Source organism: Clostridium hydrogenum (assembly GCF_021432385.1).
Lineage (GTDB): Bacteria > Bacillota > Clostridia > Clostridiales > Clostridiaceae > Clostridium_S > Clostridium_S hydrogenum.
In genome coordinates, this window is the sequence record NZ_JAEACT010000002.1 from 2,407,501 (window position 1) to 2,421,736 (window position 14,236).

Consider the following 14,236-nt stretch of genomic DNA (forward strand, 5'->3'; position numbering starts at 1 on the left):
GGTTTCAACAATTTAACCAAAACCTTGTCTTTTAATATGTATGATATATGTTACACAAAATCTGCAAAAGATAGAGAAGCTTATATTTCTTATATAGATGAGCAATACAGCGCAGAACGACTTACACAAATTCTTACAAACGTTACTGAAATTATAGGGGCTCATATTTTAAATATCGCAAAACAAGACTACGACCCGCAAGGTGCTAGTGTTACAATATTAGTATGCGAAAACGAAATAGAAGAAACTTCCATAGATGCGCTAAAAAAAGATACTCCTGGTCCTCTACCAGAAATCGTGCTTGCTCATTTAGACAAAAGCCATATTACAGTACACACTTATCCTGAATATCATCCTGATGAAGGTATTTGTACTTTTAGAGCGGATATAGATGTATCTACCTGTGGAGAGATATCACCTTTAAAAGCACTAAATTATTTAGTACAATCTTTCGAAGCTGATATTATGACTATGGATTATAGAGTTCGTGGTTTTACTAGAGATATCACTGGACATAAACTATTTATAGATCATAAAATTAACTCTATTCAAAACTATATACCTGACAATATAAAAAACAACTACAATATGATTGATGTAAATGTTTACCAAGAAAACATTTTTCATACAAAATGCAAACTAAAACAATTTGATTTAGACAACTATTTATTTGGATATACTAAAAAAGATTTAGATTCAAAAGAGATAAAGTCCATAACTGATAAAGTAAAAAAAGAAATGGATGAAATTTTTTATGGTAAAAATTTTGATGAATCATATTATAAATAAACACAATGGAGGCATGTATTATGTTAGATCTTTGGTATTCTGAAAGTCATGCAGATGACGCAAAATTTTCAATAAGGGTAAAGGAACATTTATATAGTGAAAAAACACCTTTTCAACAAATCGATTTCTTTAAGAGTGAAACTTTTGGAACTTTTTTCACCCTTGACGGTTATATAATGATGACTGAAAAAGATGAATTCATATATCATGAAATGATTACTCACGTCCCAATGGCTGTTAACCCTAATATTAAGAAAGTATTAATAATTGGCGGTGGCGATGGTGGAACTTCAAGAGAAATTTTAAGATATAAAACTATAGAAAAAGTAGATATGGTTGAAATCGATGAAAGAGTAGTTAGGCTTTGCCAAAAGTACTTAAATCAAACTGCTTGCAAACTTGATAATGACGAAAGACTTACTATGCATTTTGAAGATGGTAAGGAATTTGTTAAAAGGACTGCAAATGGAACTTATGATTTAATTCTTGTAGATTCAACAGATCCTATTGGCCCTGGAGAAGGCTTATTCACTAATGAGTTCTATAATGATTGTCAAAGAATACTTAGTGACGATGGAATTTTAATAAATCAGCATGAAAGTCCATACTATAAAGATTACTGTCGAGAAATGAAGAGAGCTCATAGTAAAATTAAAGATAAGTTTCCTATTTCAATGGTTTATCAATTCCATATGCCAACTTATGCTTCTGGTCATTGGCTTTTCGGATTTGCTTCAAAGAAATATCACCCTCTAAATGATTTGGATGCAGAAAAATGGAATGCTCTTGGACTAAAAACAAAATATTATAATACAAATTTACATAGAGGTGCATTTGCACTGCCAAACTATGTAATTGAAGAATTAGAAAAAACTGAATAAGGCATATTAAAATAAATTTATCCAGCAGCTTAAAATTGCAAGCTACTGGATAAATTATTATATTCTCTTCTTTAGAAAAATGGTTCATCAATAAAGATAATCTAAAACTCTATTTTCCCTTAACAATGCTCGAAACTCCATCTGGTATTAAGGTTATTTCCGCATCCTTTCCCACAATTTCAAATGCAAGTTCTAATGCTTTTTTGAAATCATGAGCATAATACATATGCATATCCTCTATTATTTTAGGATCACACATATCCGTCACCATTATGACTTTATACTTATTTAGTATTCTAGCTAAAATTTGAAACTCCCATTGATCTGGTACGGTATTCTTTCTTGAAACTTTAAGTATTTTAGATAGAAGCTCTTTTGGGTTTTTAGCCTCTGATACATTTTTATAAAAGGACTCACCACCATGACCATCACAGCATGAGGCTATCATTATTATAACTCCACCCTCTTTGCACAAGGCCTCTCCAGCAGTCATACCTTTTACTGACTGATAAATATTTTGGTCAAGTGGATATCCTCCGTTAGTGGTAACTACAATATCTGATTTAGTTCCACTAACGCCATAAAATTTAGAAACAAATTCACAGCCTTTATTGTGTGCAAGTTCACTATCACCCGCAAAAGCTCCTATTATTTTTTTATTTTTATCAAGTGCCACATTTAATATAAATGCAAGTTTTGCGGTCTTAGCTGCATAAAGCATGTCTTCATGTATTGGATTTTTTAAAAGCTTTCCTGTTCTTGAATTTTCATTATTTATAAATTCTGAACAGTGATTTGCCATTATAGTTTGAGCTCCAGAAATTCCCGGAAGTATACTCTTTCTTCCTCCAGAAAAACCCGCAAAAAAGTGTGGTTCTATAAAACCTTCAGAAATTAAAAGTTCGGTTTCTGCTGCTAATTTGTTTATCCAAAGTTCTCCTCCTGATGGCAGCATACCTATTTTCAAAAGTTCATTTCCTTCCTTTGCTCTATGACAAATTAGATTTTCATTTTTAACTAAAGCTTCTCCAAACTTTTCTATCATTTCTTCTTTTGTAGTTGGCCTGTGAAGTCCTGTTGCTATAAGTATTTTTATATCAATGCTCGGATTAACCTTTCTTATACGCTTTAAAAGTATAGGTAAGGTTATTTTACTTGGTACAGGTCTTGTATGATCACTAGTTATTATGACCATATTATTTTTGCCCTTTACAAGCTCTTCAAGACTTTTAGACCCTATAGGATTATTGAGAGCATTTTCTACAATTTCTTCTTCTTTTAAATCAGTTTTATAATCAGCTGCTTTTGATATTAAAATATTCTTAAAGTTTTTATCCGGCAACTCTATTTCCATAGTTCCTTTGTAGTAAGGTACATTAAATACAGCCATTTTACTCACACACCTTCTCAGGATTTAATATATTTTTAGGATCAAAAGCTTTTTTAATATTTTTCATAAGAGAAATATATTCTTCTCCATACTGATTAAACAAATATTTCTTTTTAGCAAAACCTATACCATGTTCTCCTGATACAAGTCCTTCTAGTTCAATAGCTTTGCTGTACATACATTTAAATATTTCCTCAAGCTTCTTGTCCCATTCTTCTTTGCTTAAATCATCTCTAAGAATATAAACATGTAAATTTCCATCGCCTGCATGACCAAAGCTTCTTATTCTTATATTAAACTTATTTTGAAGTTCATTTGTATACTTTATAAACTCAGCTACTTTATTTCTTGGAACTACAACATCACATTCATCCATTTCTGTAGTTGAGGCTTTAACGGCTTCAAGGAAGGCTCCTCTTGCATTCCAAACTGCCTCTTTTCTTTCATCTGTATCAACTATATAAACATCAAGTGCTCCTTCATTAAGACAAATTTCTGCAACACTTTCATAATCCTTTTCAACCTGCTCCTTGCTATTTCCATCAAAAGTTAAAAGTAAATATGCATCAGCACTGTTATCTGGGAACTTTTTACCCAAATATTCTTCTGCTGAAATTATTACTTCTCTTTGCATAAATTCTATAGCTGTAGGAATTGACTTGGATTTTATAATTTTGGGTACAGTTCCTATGGCTGTATCAAGATTTTTAAAAGGCACTAAAAGACTTATAGTTTTCTTAGGAAGTGGAAGAAGTTTTAAAATAGCCTTAGTTATTATTGCAAGTGTTCCTTCTGAACCGCATATTAAATCCTTTATGCTATAGCCAGAACTGTTTTTAACAACCTTTCCTCCAAGCTCCATAATATCACCATTTGGAAGTACAACTTCAAGACCTCTTACATAATCCCTTGTAACACCGTACTTTACTGCTCTCATGCCTCCTGCATTTGTACTGATGTTTCCTCCTATTGTTGCTGATTTTTCTCCTGGATCTGGTGGGTAAAAAAGATCATGCTGTTCAACATACTTTCCTATTTCCATTAATAAAACTCCTGGTTCAACAGTAAGTGTTAAATTTTCTTCATCAATTTCAAGAATTTTATTCATGCTGCTCATATTTATCATTATTCCACCAAGCATTGGCACAGAAGCTCCAACAAGTCCTGTTCCTGAGCCTCTTGGTACTACTGGTATTCCTTTTTCATAGGCATATTTCATAACCTTTGATATTTCCTCTGTAGTCTCTACCTCTAGAAGTACTTCTGGCATTTTACTTACACCGCCAAGTTCATCATGGCTGAAGTCCTCATTTATTTCATCTCCACTAAGTACTCTATCCTCACCTAAAAGTTCTTTAAAATATTTTATATCTTCTACATTAACCATAAAGCTTCCCCTCCTAAACAGCTGATTCTATTTTCTTATTTTGTTTTAATTCTTCAATAAGCTTTGGTACTATTTCGTATATATCACCAACAATTCCATAATGGCTTGCATTAAATATAGGTGCTTTTTCATCCTTGTTTATTGCAAATATATATTCACTGCTGTTCATACCAGCTGTAAATTGAACTGCTCCTGAAACTCCAAGAACTATTATGAGTTTAGGCTTTACAGTTCTTCCACTTAAACCTATTTGAGTTTTAGCATCTATCCAGCCTGCTTCAACAAGTGGCCTTGTTCCAGCAACTCTTGCCTTCAAAAGATTTGCTAATTCATATACCATGTCCATATCCTTTTTAGTTTTTATACCTCTTCCAACTGCAATTATTACCTCTGCATCTGAAATACTGTTTTCTGGAAGCTTTTTAGTTACCTTTAAAACCTTTATATTAGAAGCAAGTTTTTCTTTACTTATACTGCATAAAGATATTTTTCCACTTTCTTCTTTCTGTCTTTCTGGGGCACTCATTACTTTATATCTTACTGTTGCCATTTGAGGTCTGCTGTTTGGATTTACTATTTGTGCCATTATGTTTCCTCCAAAAGCAGGTCTTATTTGAACTAAATCTGTATTTTCTTTCATATCAAGTATTGTACAATCTGCTGTAAGCCCTGTTTTAAATCTTGCTGCAATTCTTGGCGCCAAAGATCTTCCAACAGTTGTTGCTCCAACAAGTATTGCTGTTGGTTTTACTTTGTTTATTAAATCTTCAAATACAGCGGTATAAGGTTCTATTGAAAAATCCTTTAATTCCTCATAATCATATACAAAAACTTCATCAACGCCATAATGTAAAAGTTCCTCAGCCTTCTCTTTTATATTGTGCCCAATAAATAATGCATAAACTGGATGATTTATTTTTGAAGCCAGTTCCTTTGCCTTTCCTATAAGCTCGAAGGTAACTGGATGTATATTTCCTTCAACATGATCTACGTATACTAAGATTCCTTTCCACAAGCTTTTATCAATTGCCTTTACCTCTTCTTCTACAAACTCCATTACCCCTTTAGGGCCTTTTCTAACGCACATCTTACAAAGCTTGCAGCCTGCATTTACTTCAATTTTTCCATCATGATTTTCTATAGCATTAAATGGACATATACTCAAAAGTTCATTTATATTTTCTTTTGTAACTTTATTTTGATTAACAACTAACTTTCCCATAATAATCCCCTCCACTAAACATATTTTAATTGTTTAAGCTTTCCAATTATTTTGTTTGATACTTCATCACTGCTGCCCGTCCAAGTTTCTCTGTCATTATTTACTGAAGGCGGAAATATCTTTTCTACCTGAGTTGCAGAACCATTGAGTCCATATTGGTTTTCATCCTTATCCTCAAAATCATTAAGACAAATAGTCTGTATTTCTCTATCCTTAGTTTCAAGCTTTTGCCTATAAGAAGGAAGTCTTGGCTGAAAGATGTCCTTATCTACTGTAAGCAAACATGGATAGGTAACTTTATCAAGTTCTATTGTATCTGGCATATCCATCTCTACAGTTATAGCTTTTTCACTTGCTTCTTCTATTTTTATTACATTTGCAATATGCGGTATTTTTAAATATTCTGCTATTTCTGGTCCAACCTGTGCGGTATCTCCATCTGTAGTTTGTTTTCCACATAATATCAAATCAAAGTTTCCCATTTTTCTAATTCCTTGGGAAATTGTATAAGCTGTAGCAAGTACATCAGCTCCTGCAAACTTTCTATCTGAGATAAGTGCTCCTCTATCTACTCCCATCATGTATGCTTCTTTAATGACTTCCTTTGCTTGAGGAGGTCCCATGCTGATAACGCTTACATTGCTTCCAAGCTTTTCTTTAAGCCTAAGTGCTGTTTCAAGCGCATATAGGTCATACGGATTCATTTTAGAATCTACTCCATCCCTTTTTAATACTCCTGTTTTTTCATCTACTTCAACTTTACTAGTACCCGGAACCTGTTTAATACATACTAATATTTCCATTGTAACCCCTCCACATTTAATATTGGTATATTGGTATGACCAATTTGTAAGTAAATTATACCACATAAAAAAAACTAATTCCATAGAAAAACAAAAGTTAAAAATTTAACTTTTGAAAATGGATCTATTTATGAATTCTAAGTGTTTTTTCATTTCTTCTGCAGCACTTGATGCATCTTTATTTGATAGTGCCTCATATATGCTTTCATGCTGACTTACAAGTTTTTCTTTATTTTCTTCCTTCTGCATAATTTTATATCTTGCATTACTAATAAATGTATCTATTAATACAGAAGTTGCAGATAAAATATTAACCAAAAGAAGATTTTTAGAAGCTTGAGCAATTTTATGATGAAATTCAACGTCTAATTCTGTATTTAATTTTTCATCTGTAGTCGCTTTAAATCTATCTATTATATCTTTTATTTCTTTAAGGGTATCATTGTCAATTCTTTTAGCTGCAAGCATAGCAGTTTCCGTCTCCAAAACCATTCTAAGCTCAAGTATATCTTTTGGACTGCTTTCCTCTAACATAAACATAATAGATAGCGGTTCAAGAAGACTTTCATCAAAATTATTTTTTATAAAGTTTCCATCACCATGCCTGCTTTCTACAAGTCCTAATATTTCAAGTGCTCTTAATGCTTCTCTTATTGAAGCCCTGCTTACTTTAAGTTCTTCTACAAGTTCCCTTTCAGGGGGAAGCTTATCACCTTTTTTTAATTTGCCTGTTTTTATCATTTCTTTTATTTGTTCAATTACTACTTCATAAACTTTTTGATTTTTTACTGGAGTAAACATAACATCATCCTTTTTCTATAAAACTTTATAATATATATTATACTGCAAAATTATACACTTAAGGCATATTAAAAAAAAATAATAAGTCCAAATTGAGAGATAGTTTTGTGTAATATGCCTAAAATATAAGATACCATATTATATTGCTTATCACAAAATTAACAGTTATGCCAACTTCAACTCCATCTTTAGTTTTACAATTACGCAATACCAAATATCCTCCATTGGCCTGATACTCTTTAAGGATACCATGATATTCAATACTGTCAATTGTTTTCAATTTTATTCTTCGACCCACCATACTTGAAAAAGCCATTTTAACAACTCCTTCTTTTTTTTTACAGTATCCTTTAATAGGAGGCCAACTGCACAAATGGGCCTGTCAAAATCTATTGCACCTCCCAACTAAAAGTAATTAATACGATTTTTTTAACTCCCTATAAAGACTTTTGCTAATAACATTATATTTATTTTAATTGTAAATATACTTAATAATATAAAAATGACCTTAAATTTGCAAAATAAAAGGAACTGTGCACTAACAATTATCTTGCATGCAACAGTTCCTTTTACATCTAAAATTTATTAAAACAAATATATTCTCTACTTTTCTAATACACTTTTAACAAATTCCTTCATTTTATCACACTTACAATTATCAAAGAAATACTCTTGGAACTTTTCTCCGCTTACAGCACCTTTAAGTAACTCTTGATCTATTTCTTTTAAAACTGTTATTATATCTTTAAATGCTACTTTTCTAACTTCATCTAATATCTTTTTATTTCTTTGTTCTGGTATAACTCTTTCCTTTGGATATCCTTGTCCGCTTTCACCTTGGAATAACTTTTCAAATATATATTCTAAATTTAATTCTCCGCCCCAGCCAAAGCCTTTAGCGAAAGGTAATGCTATTGCATTTCCATCATTAATTTGTGCAAACATGAAGGCATCTGATGGATCCTCTACGTGTCCACATATTACTCCTGGAAAAGAATTTAAGGCAAGCATTGCTCCTTCTCCAGTGCCACAGCCAGTTATTACATAATCAGCTGCACCTGAATTTAATAGAATGGCTGCTAAAATACCATTTTGAACGTATGTTAATTGTGCTTTATCATCTGAAGTATACATTCCATAATTAAATACTTTATGGCCTTTTGGTTCTACTACTTTTTTTAATGTTTCACATATTAATTCATTTTTTGCTGCTTGGCTATTTTCGTTTATTAATGCAATTTTCATTTTTATCTTCCTCCTATTATTGTGGTTGTTTTCCAATATAGGCTAATATGCCACCATCCACATATAAAACATGACCATTTACAAAGTTTGATGCATCAGATGCTAAAAAAACGGCTGGTCCCATTAAATCTTCTGTTACTCCCCAACGTGCTGCTGGAGTTTTTGCAATTATAAATTGATCAAATGGATGTTTTGAACCATCTGGCTGAACTTCTCTAAGAGGAGCTGTTTGTGGTGTAGCTATATATCCAGGTCCGATACCATTACATTGGATATTGTGTTCACCATATTCAGATGCAATGTTTCTTGTTAACATCTTAAGTCCACCTTTTGCAGCCGCGTAAGCTGAAACTGTTTCTCTTCCAAGTTCGCTCATCATAGAGCATATGTTTATTATTTTTCCATGTCCCTTTTTAATCATTCCAGGTATTACAGCTTTAGACACTATAAATGGTGCATTTAAATCTACATCTATAACCTTTCTAAAATCTTCTGCTTTCATTTCAAGCATTGGAATACGTTTGATTATTCCAGCATTATTTACAAGGATATCTATTATCCCAACTTCTTTTTCTACCTTATTAATAAATTCATTTACTGCTTCTTCATTTGTAACATCACATACGTAGCCATGTGCTTTTATTCCTTCTGCCTCATAAGCTTTTAATCCTTTATCTACTAATTCCTGCTTAATATCATTAAATACTATTGTAGCCCCTGCACTGGCATAAGCTTTTGCAATAGCAAATCCAATACCATATGATGCACCAGTTACAAGTGCAACTTTACCTTTTAACGAAAAATCCTTCAATATATCCATTAATATTCCTCCTTAAACTATAACATTTACTTGATGATTTAATTATACTATTGAGATTTCACTATTTCTTGTTATATTTTATTTAAAATGTTGCAAATATTGAAGCAATATTTATAATAGAATTATATGGACAAATATGAAAAATTGAGGTGGTTTTACATGAAAGAATTTACATCTTGTAAAGAATCTATTAAAAGTTGCATAGAAAATAAATATTTTTCAATCGCACATCTGCACTCAGAGGAAGAAACTATGGCTATTCATATACATGATTGTTACGAAATTTATTATTCTATTTCTGGCGGAAAACAATTCTTAATAGATAATAAATTATATACTATTACCCCTGGAAATTTATTTGTTATAAATCAATTTGAAGGTCACTATGTTTCCCAAATAAGTAAAACAACTCATGAAAGAATAGTAATCTCTATTTACCCTGATTTTTTAAAAGCAATTTCTACTAATAAAACAGATTTAAACTACTGCTTTAAACATCGTGATAATAATTTTAGGCATAAAATTGAACTTAACAAAGAGCAACAAAGTAGATTTATATATTTTATAAATAAAATCATAAGTACTGAAGGTTTTGGTTCGGATATTATTGAGTATTCAAGCTTTATAGAACTTATGGTCTATTTGACCAAGCTATCTTTAGCTAATGAAGATTCTTCTATATATAAATATAACAATCAAATTCAAGAAATAATTAACTACATTAACGATAATGTTACAGAAAATATTACTGTAAAAAGCATAGCAGATAACTTTTTCTTAAGCGAATCATATATTTGCAGAATTTTCAAACTAGCTACTGGTACTACGATAAATAAATATATTATTGCTAGAAGAATATCTATGGCAAAAGCTCTTCTTTCAAATGGCTTTAGCATTAACGACGTATACTTTAAATGTGGTTTTAATGATTACAGCAACTTTCTAAAATCCTTTAAAAAGGCTGTTGGAGTATCTCCAAAAAAATATTCTACTTTTAGCATGAATTAATTTAATACAAATTTCAATAAAAATAAAAAATATATTAAAATTTATCATAAACCCTATTTAGTCATATGGTAATTCCACGATAATATATACATAGATGATATATATTAGAATTATTTGTTATGAGGTGAGCGGTTATGGTGTTAAAAAAGAAGTTAGTTCCAATAAATGATTTAACGGCAGGAATGGTATCTGCAAGTAATATAAATTTCTCTGGAGTATTACTATTGTCTAAAGATGTTGCAATAACAGACTTTGCTATAAATATTTTAAAGCAAAACTATATAGTTGATGCAGTTGAAATTTATTCTGAAGATGAATATACTGATATTTTGAACGTAAAAGCTAAAACAGTTAAAGAGTTAGAATCTACTTTCAATAATTTTTCTTCCAAATTACAAAATATATTTACTAATATCTCTTCACTAAAGCTTGATGATTTAGAGGAACTAAGAAAGTTCACAAAAAGAACACAAGAAGAGTTCAAATCAACAGGTCTTGTTATTAGAGATATCGTTTTTTATGGCAACAAAGAAAATAATATTTATAGACACAGCGTAAACGTATCAGCACTTAGTTATATACTTGGCAAATGGTTAGGCCTTAATGAAGATGAAATAAACTCACTAACATATGCTGCTGTATTGCATGACTTTGGGAAAACCAAATTAGATGAATATTTATTGAATAAAAAAATCGAAGAACTTACACCTGAAGAATATGAAAAATACAAAACTCATCCTATTTTGGCCTATCACTTCGTGCAGCAAATTCCATACTTAGATGATAGTGTATGTAGAGGTGTAATTATGCATCATGAAAGAATTGATGGCTCAGGATATCCTCTTGGAGCTATTGACAATAAAATACATAAATTTGCGAAAATAATAGCAATTGCAGATACTTTTGATAATATTACCTCAGGGAGATATACTGATAAATTTACTGGTCCTTTTGAAGCATTAAAAATCGTTCAAGAGCAAAGCCTAGGGAAACTTGATAATAAATTCTGCAACATGTTTTTACACCAAATGGTAAATTACTACATGGGTGAAAGCGTTGTGTTAAGTGATGATCGCTCCTGCAAAATTATTCAAGTTGATATAAATGATATTACAAACCCTCTTTTGCTTGATGAAAATGGCTTCGTTGATTTAAAAGAGGAAAAAAATATATATGTTAAAAGACTCGTCGTATAAAAGGATTACAAAGTACAGAGTACAATGAATGTTGGTTTAGCTTTAACAGCGAAAAATCATCCTTACATTGTACTCTGTATTTATTTTCACATGACCTTATAAATAAATTGTCATTATTAATAGATTTATATGATTTTAAAGGATATAATAATATATGGTGAAATTAAAGATTTAATTAAAAAGGTGGGTCTAAATGAGAAACATAAAAATGCTAATTGAATATGACGGAACAAGGTATAAAGGCTGGCAAAAGCAAAAAGACGGCGTTTCAACTATTCAAGCTAGAATAGAAAATGTACTATCAAAAATGACAGGTGAAAACATTCAAGTAATTGGCTGCGGAAGAACAGATTCTGGTGTTCACGCCGAAAATTACACTGCAAACTTCCATACAAATTGCGAACTAAGCATAAATACAATGCTCAATTATTTATATGAATTCTTGCCCGAAGATATAGTTGTAAAATCTATGAAAGACACAACCGAAAGATTCCATGCAAGATATAACGCCAAATCAAAAACTTACATTTACAGAATAAATACAAGTAATTTTAGAAGTGTATTTAACAGGAAATATGTTTATCATACTGATGATGAGCTAGATATAGACGCTATGAGAAAAGCATCTGAAATTTTAATTGGAACTCATGATTTTCAAAGTTTTACAAATTTAAAAAGCAAAACAAAATCAACTGTTAAAACTATAAACTATATAAACATAACAAAAAACTCCAACTTGATAGAAATTGAAGTAAATGGTAACAGCTTTTTATTTAATATGGTAAGAATAATAGTCGGAACACTTTTGGAAGTAGGAAATGGTAACTTAAAAATATCTGATGTAGAAAAAATATTAGACGAAAAGAAAAGATCAGAAGCTGGTCCAATAGCACAAGCAAAGGGATTATGTCTAAAAAACGTAGATTATTAATATTTTTTTGTATTATTGTAAAAATTAAATATATAAAAATCTTTACAAATTATAATTGACATAAGTCTTTTAAAAATCTAAAATTAATTTAGTGATATTTATTAACACTTTTATAACAATAATTTAACATAACAGATGGAGGATGAATAATGAGTAACAGTCAATTTTTTGACCATACTAATGGAGATTTAGGTTTAATTGTTTTAGAAAGCTGCAAAGAATTAGGAGAAAAAATTAACGAACATATTAAAGAAAAAAGAAAAACTGATGAAACATTCTTATTACCAGCTCAAGAAATACGTTTTTCCAATGGTGAGGGAAAGGTAAAACTTACAGATTCAGTTAGAGGAAAAGACATTTACATACTTTGTGATGTAGGAAATCACAGTTGTACATATAACATGTTTGGATTAAAAACTTTCAAAGGTCCAGATGAACATTTTCAAGATATAAAGAGAACAGTATCCGCTATAAGAGGAAAAGCAAAAAGGATAACTGTTATAATGCCATTACTTTACGAATCAAGACAACATAGAAGAAAAGGCAGAGAATCTCTAGATTGTGCATTAGCCCTTCAGGAATTAGAGAGATTGGGTGTACAAGAGATATTGACTTTCGATGCTCATGATCCTAATGTTCAAAACGCAATTCCATTATTGTCATTTGAGAATTTGTACCCTACATATGATATTGTTAGAACTATCCTAACCGAAGAAAAAAATATACAAATAAATCAAAACAGCTTGCTCGTTATAAGCCCAGATACTGGTGCTATGGATAGAGCAATCTACTATTCAAGTGTTCTTGGAGCAGATGTTGGTTTATTTTACAAGAGAAGAGACCACTCAACAATTGTAAACGGAAAAAACCCTATAGTTAAACATGAATATATGGGAAGGGATGTTGAGGATTTAGATGTATTAATAGTTGATGATATGATAGCTTCAGGAGAATCTGTTCTTGACATAGCAAAAGAATTAAAAAATAGAAAAGCAAGAAACGTCTATGTAGCTACTACTTTTGCTTTCTTTACAGAAGGACTAGAAAAATTCCAAAAATATTATGATGATGGTATAATATCAAGAGTTTATTCAACAAATTTAACTTATATATCACCTGAACTTAAAAAAGCTGAATGGTTTAGAGCAGTAGATATGTCACAATTCATCTCTATAATAATAAATAAATTAAATAGAGATAAATCTATTGCTAAATATATGGATGCCACATATATTTTACATGAACTTCTAAACAATAGAAAATAAAAAAAATTAGAAGGGCTGTCCTACATAACATTGTAGAACAGCCCTTCTAATTTTTTGTAACATTTTAAGACTACAAACATAGTATATGACTATAGACTACAAATGTAGGGAGGTAAATTAATGAAGAGTTATATTCCTAAATTATCTGATGCTGAGTGGATTGTAATGAAAATTATATGGGAAAAATCCAATACCACTTCACCAGAAATAATTGAAGCTTTAAGAACAAGTACAACTTGGAGTTCAAAAACAATTAGAACCTTAATAGATAGGCTTGTAAAAAAAGGTGCCGTTAAAGTTACAAAAACCCATTCATTGAATGAATATACTCCACTTATGTCACAAAATGAGCTTCAAAGATTTGAAACACAATCTTTCATAAAAAAAATATATGATGGATCTATTAAATTGCTAGTAGCAAACTTTTTACAAGAAGAAAACCTAACAGATAAAGAAATTGACGAATTAAAAAACATTTTAAATCAAAAATCTAAATAA

15 protein-coding genes (1 of these 15 cut by a window edge) are annotated in these 14,236 nt (G+C 30.7%); 7 read left to right on the forward strand and 8 right to left on the reverse strand.

Annotated features, from left to right (window positions below; all coding sequences use genetic code 11):
* Positions 1–789 carry the 3' portion of an adenosylmethionine decarboxylase gene (speD, locus tag CUEA01_RS10940; protein ID WP_234121668.1) on the forward strand. It extends 36 nt beyond the left edge of the window, so only the last 789 of its 825 coding nucleotides appear in the window; the start codon falls outside the window, past its left edge; the stop codon is at positions 787–789.
* Between the two features lie 20 nt (positions 790–809).
* Positions 810–1,670 (forward strand): polyamine aminopropyltransferase, encoded by an 861-nt coding sequence (speE, locus tag CUEA01_RS10945; protein WP_234121669.1) that lies wholly within the window; start codon positions 810–812, stop codon positions 1,668–1,670.
* A 109-nt stretch (positions 1,671–1,779) separates the two neighbouring features.
* On the opposite strand, the gene larA is transcribed toward speE, so the two are convergent.
* From larA to CUEA01_RS10985, 8 genes are all read right to left on the reverse strand, one after another.
* A complete protein-coding gene (larA, locus tag CUEA01_RS10950; RefSeq protein WP_234121670.1) occupies positions 1,780–3,060 on the reverse strand; it encodes a nickel-dependent lactate racemase in 1,281 nt (426 codons plus the stop codon).
* 1 nt (position 3,061) lies between these two features.
* Positions 3,062–4,447: an FAD-binding oxidoreductase gene (locus CUEA01_RS10955; RefSeq protein ID WP_234121671.1), complete on the reverse strand. Its 1,386-nt coding sequence runs from the start codon at positions 4,445–4,447 to the stop codon at positions 3,062–3,064.
* A gap of 13 nt (positions 4,448–4,460) precedes the next feature.
* On the reverse strand, positions 4,461–5,669 hold the full coding sequence (locus CUEA01_RS10960) for an electron transfer flavoprotein subunit alpha (protein ID WP_234121672.1): 1,209 nt from the start codon (positions 5,667–5,669) through the stop codon (positions 4,461–4,463).
* 14 nt (positions 5,670–5,683) lie between these two features.
* A complete protein-coding gene (locus CUEA01_RS10965) occupies positions 5,684–6,472 on the reverse strand; it encodes an electron transfer flavoprotein subunit beta/FixA family protein (RefSeq protein ID WP_234121673.1) in 789 nt (262 codons plus the stop codon).
* 105 nt (positions 6,473–6,577) lie between these two features.
* Positions 6,578–7,273, reverse strand: a complete 696-nt coding sequence (locus CUEA01_RS10970) for a FadR/GntR family transcriptional regulator (protein ID WP_234121674.1) — start codon at positions 7,271–7,273, stop codon at positions 6,578–6,580.
* Positions 7,274–7,391: 118 nt separating this feature from the next.
* Entirely contained in the window at positions 7,392–7,589 is a 198-nt protein-coding gene (locus CUEA01_RS10975) for a hypothetical protein (RefSeq protein WP_234121675.1), read from the reverse strand.
* Positions 7,590–7,876: 287 nt separating this feature from the next.
* Positions 7,877–8,518 (reverse strand): RpiB/LacA/LacB family sugar-phosphate isomerase, encoded by a 642-nt coding sequence (locus CUEA01_RS10980; RefSeq protein WP_234121676.1) that lies wholly within the window; start codon positions 8,516–8,518, stop codon positions 7,877–7,879.
* A gap of 16 nt (positions 8,519–8,534) precedes the next feature.
* Positions 8,535–9,338: a gluconate 5-dehydrogenase gene (locus CUEA01_RS10985; protein WP_234121677.1), complete on the reverse strand. Its 804-nt coding sequence runs from the start codon at positions 9,336–9,338 to the stop codon at positions 8,535–8,537.
* A gap of 159 nt (positions 9,339–9,497) precedes the next feature.
* Here CUEA01_RS10985 and CUEA01_RS10990 point away from each other — a divergent pair, with 159 nt between their 5' ends.
* The 5 genes from CUEA01_RS10990 to CUEA01_RS11010 all read left to right on the forward strand — a co-directional run bounded on the left by CUEA01_RS10990 (position 9,498) and on the right by CUEA01_RS11010 (position 14,236).
* Positions 9,498–10,346 (forward strand): AraC family transcriptional regulator, encoded by an 849-nt coding sequence (locus CUEA01_RS10990; protein WP_234121678.1) that lies wholly within the window; start codon positions 9,498–9,500, stop codon positions 10,344–10,346.
* A gap of 134 nt (positions 10,347–10,480) precedes the next feature.
* Positions 10,481–11,542: an HD-GYP domain-containing protein gene (locus CUEA01_RS10995; protein ID WP_234121679.1), complete on the forward strand. Its 1,062-nt coding sequence runs from the start codon at positions 10,481–10,483 to the stop codon at positions 11,540–11,542.
* 193 nt (positions 11,543–11,735) lie between these two features.
* Positions 11,736–12,473, forward strand: a complete 738-nt coding sequence (gene truA, locus CUEA01_RS11000; protein ID WP_234121680.1) for a tRNA pseudouridine(38-40) synthase TruA — start codon at positions 11,736–11,738, stop codon at positions 12,471–12,473.
* Between the two features lie 149 nt (positions 12,474–12,622).
* Positions 12,623–13,738, forward strand: coding sequence for a ribose-phosphate pyrophosphokinase (locus tag CUEA01_RS11005; RefSeq protein ID WP_234121681.1), 1,116 nt, complete (start codon positions 12,623–12,625; stop codon positions 13,736–13,738).
* A 120-nt stretch (positions 13,739–13,858) separates the two neighbouring features.
* A complete protein-coding gene (locus CUEA01_RS11010; protein ID WP_234121682.1) occupies positions 13,859–14,236 on the forward strand; it encodes a BlaI/MecI/CopY family transcriptional regulator in 378 nt (125 codons plus the stop codon).

Bases quoted from the DNA above. Each gene is read 5' to 3' on its own strand.
- speE (WP_234121669.1), top strand. From the start codon at position 810: ATGTTAGATCTTTGGTATTCTGAAAGTCATGCAGATGACGCAAAATTT.
- larA (WP_234121670.1), bottom strand. From the start codon at position 3,060: ATGGCTGTATTTAATGTACCTTACTACAAAGGAACTATGGAAATAGAG.
- CUEA01_RS10955 (WP_234121671.1), bottom strand. From the start codon at position 4,447: ATGGTTAATGTAGAAGATATAAAATATTTTAAAGAACTTTTAGGTGAG.
- CUEA01_RS10960 (WP_234121672.1), bottom strand. From the start codon at position 5,669: ATGGGAAAGTTAGTTGTTAATCAAAATAAAGTTACAAAAGAAAATATA.
- CUEA01_RS10965 (WP_234121673.1), bottom strand. From the start codon at position 6,472: ATGGAAATATTAGTATGTATTAAACAGGTTCCGGGTACTAGTAAAGTT.
- CUEA01_RS10970 (WP_234121674.1), bottom strand. From the start codon at position 7,273: ATGTTTACTCCAGTAAAAAATCAAAAAGTTTATGAAGTAGTAATTGAA.
- CUEA01_RS10975 (WP_234121675.1), bottom strand. From the start codon at position 7,589: ATGGCTTTTTCAAGTATGGTGGGTCGAAGAATAAAATTGAAAACAATT.
- CUEA01_RS10980 (WP_234121676.1), bottom strand. From the start codon at position 8,518: ATGAAAATTGCATTAATAAACGAAAATAGCCAAGCAGCAAAAAATGAA.
- CUEA01_RS10985 (WP_234121677.1), bottom strand. From the start codon at position 9,338: ATGGATATATTGAAGGATTTTTCGTTAAAAGGTAAAGTTGCACTTGTA.
- CUEA01_RS10990 (WP_234121678.1), top strand. From the start codon at position 9,498: ATGAAAGAATTTACATCTTGTAAAGAATCTATTAAAAGTTGCATAGAA.
- CUEA01_RS10995 (WP_234121679.1), top strand. From the start codon at position 10,481: ATGGTGTTAAAAAAGAAGTTAGTTCCAATAAATGATTTAACGGCAGGA.
- truA (WP_234121680.1), top strand. From the start codon at position 11,736: ATGAGAAACATAAAAATGCTAATTGAATATGACGGAACAAGGTATAAA.
- CUEA01_RS11005 (WP_234121681.1), top strand. From the start codon at position 12,623: ATGAGTAACAGTCAATTTTTTGACCATACTAATGGAGATTTAGGTTTA.
- CUEA01_RS11010 (WP_234121682.1), top strand. From the start codon at position 13,859: ATGAAGAGTTATATTCCTAAATTATCTGATGCTGAGTGGATTGTAATG.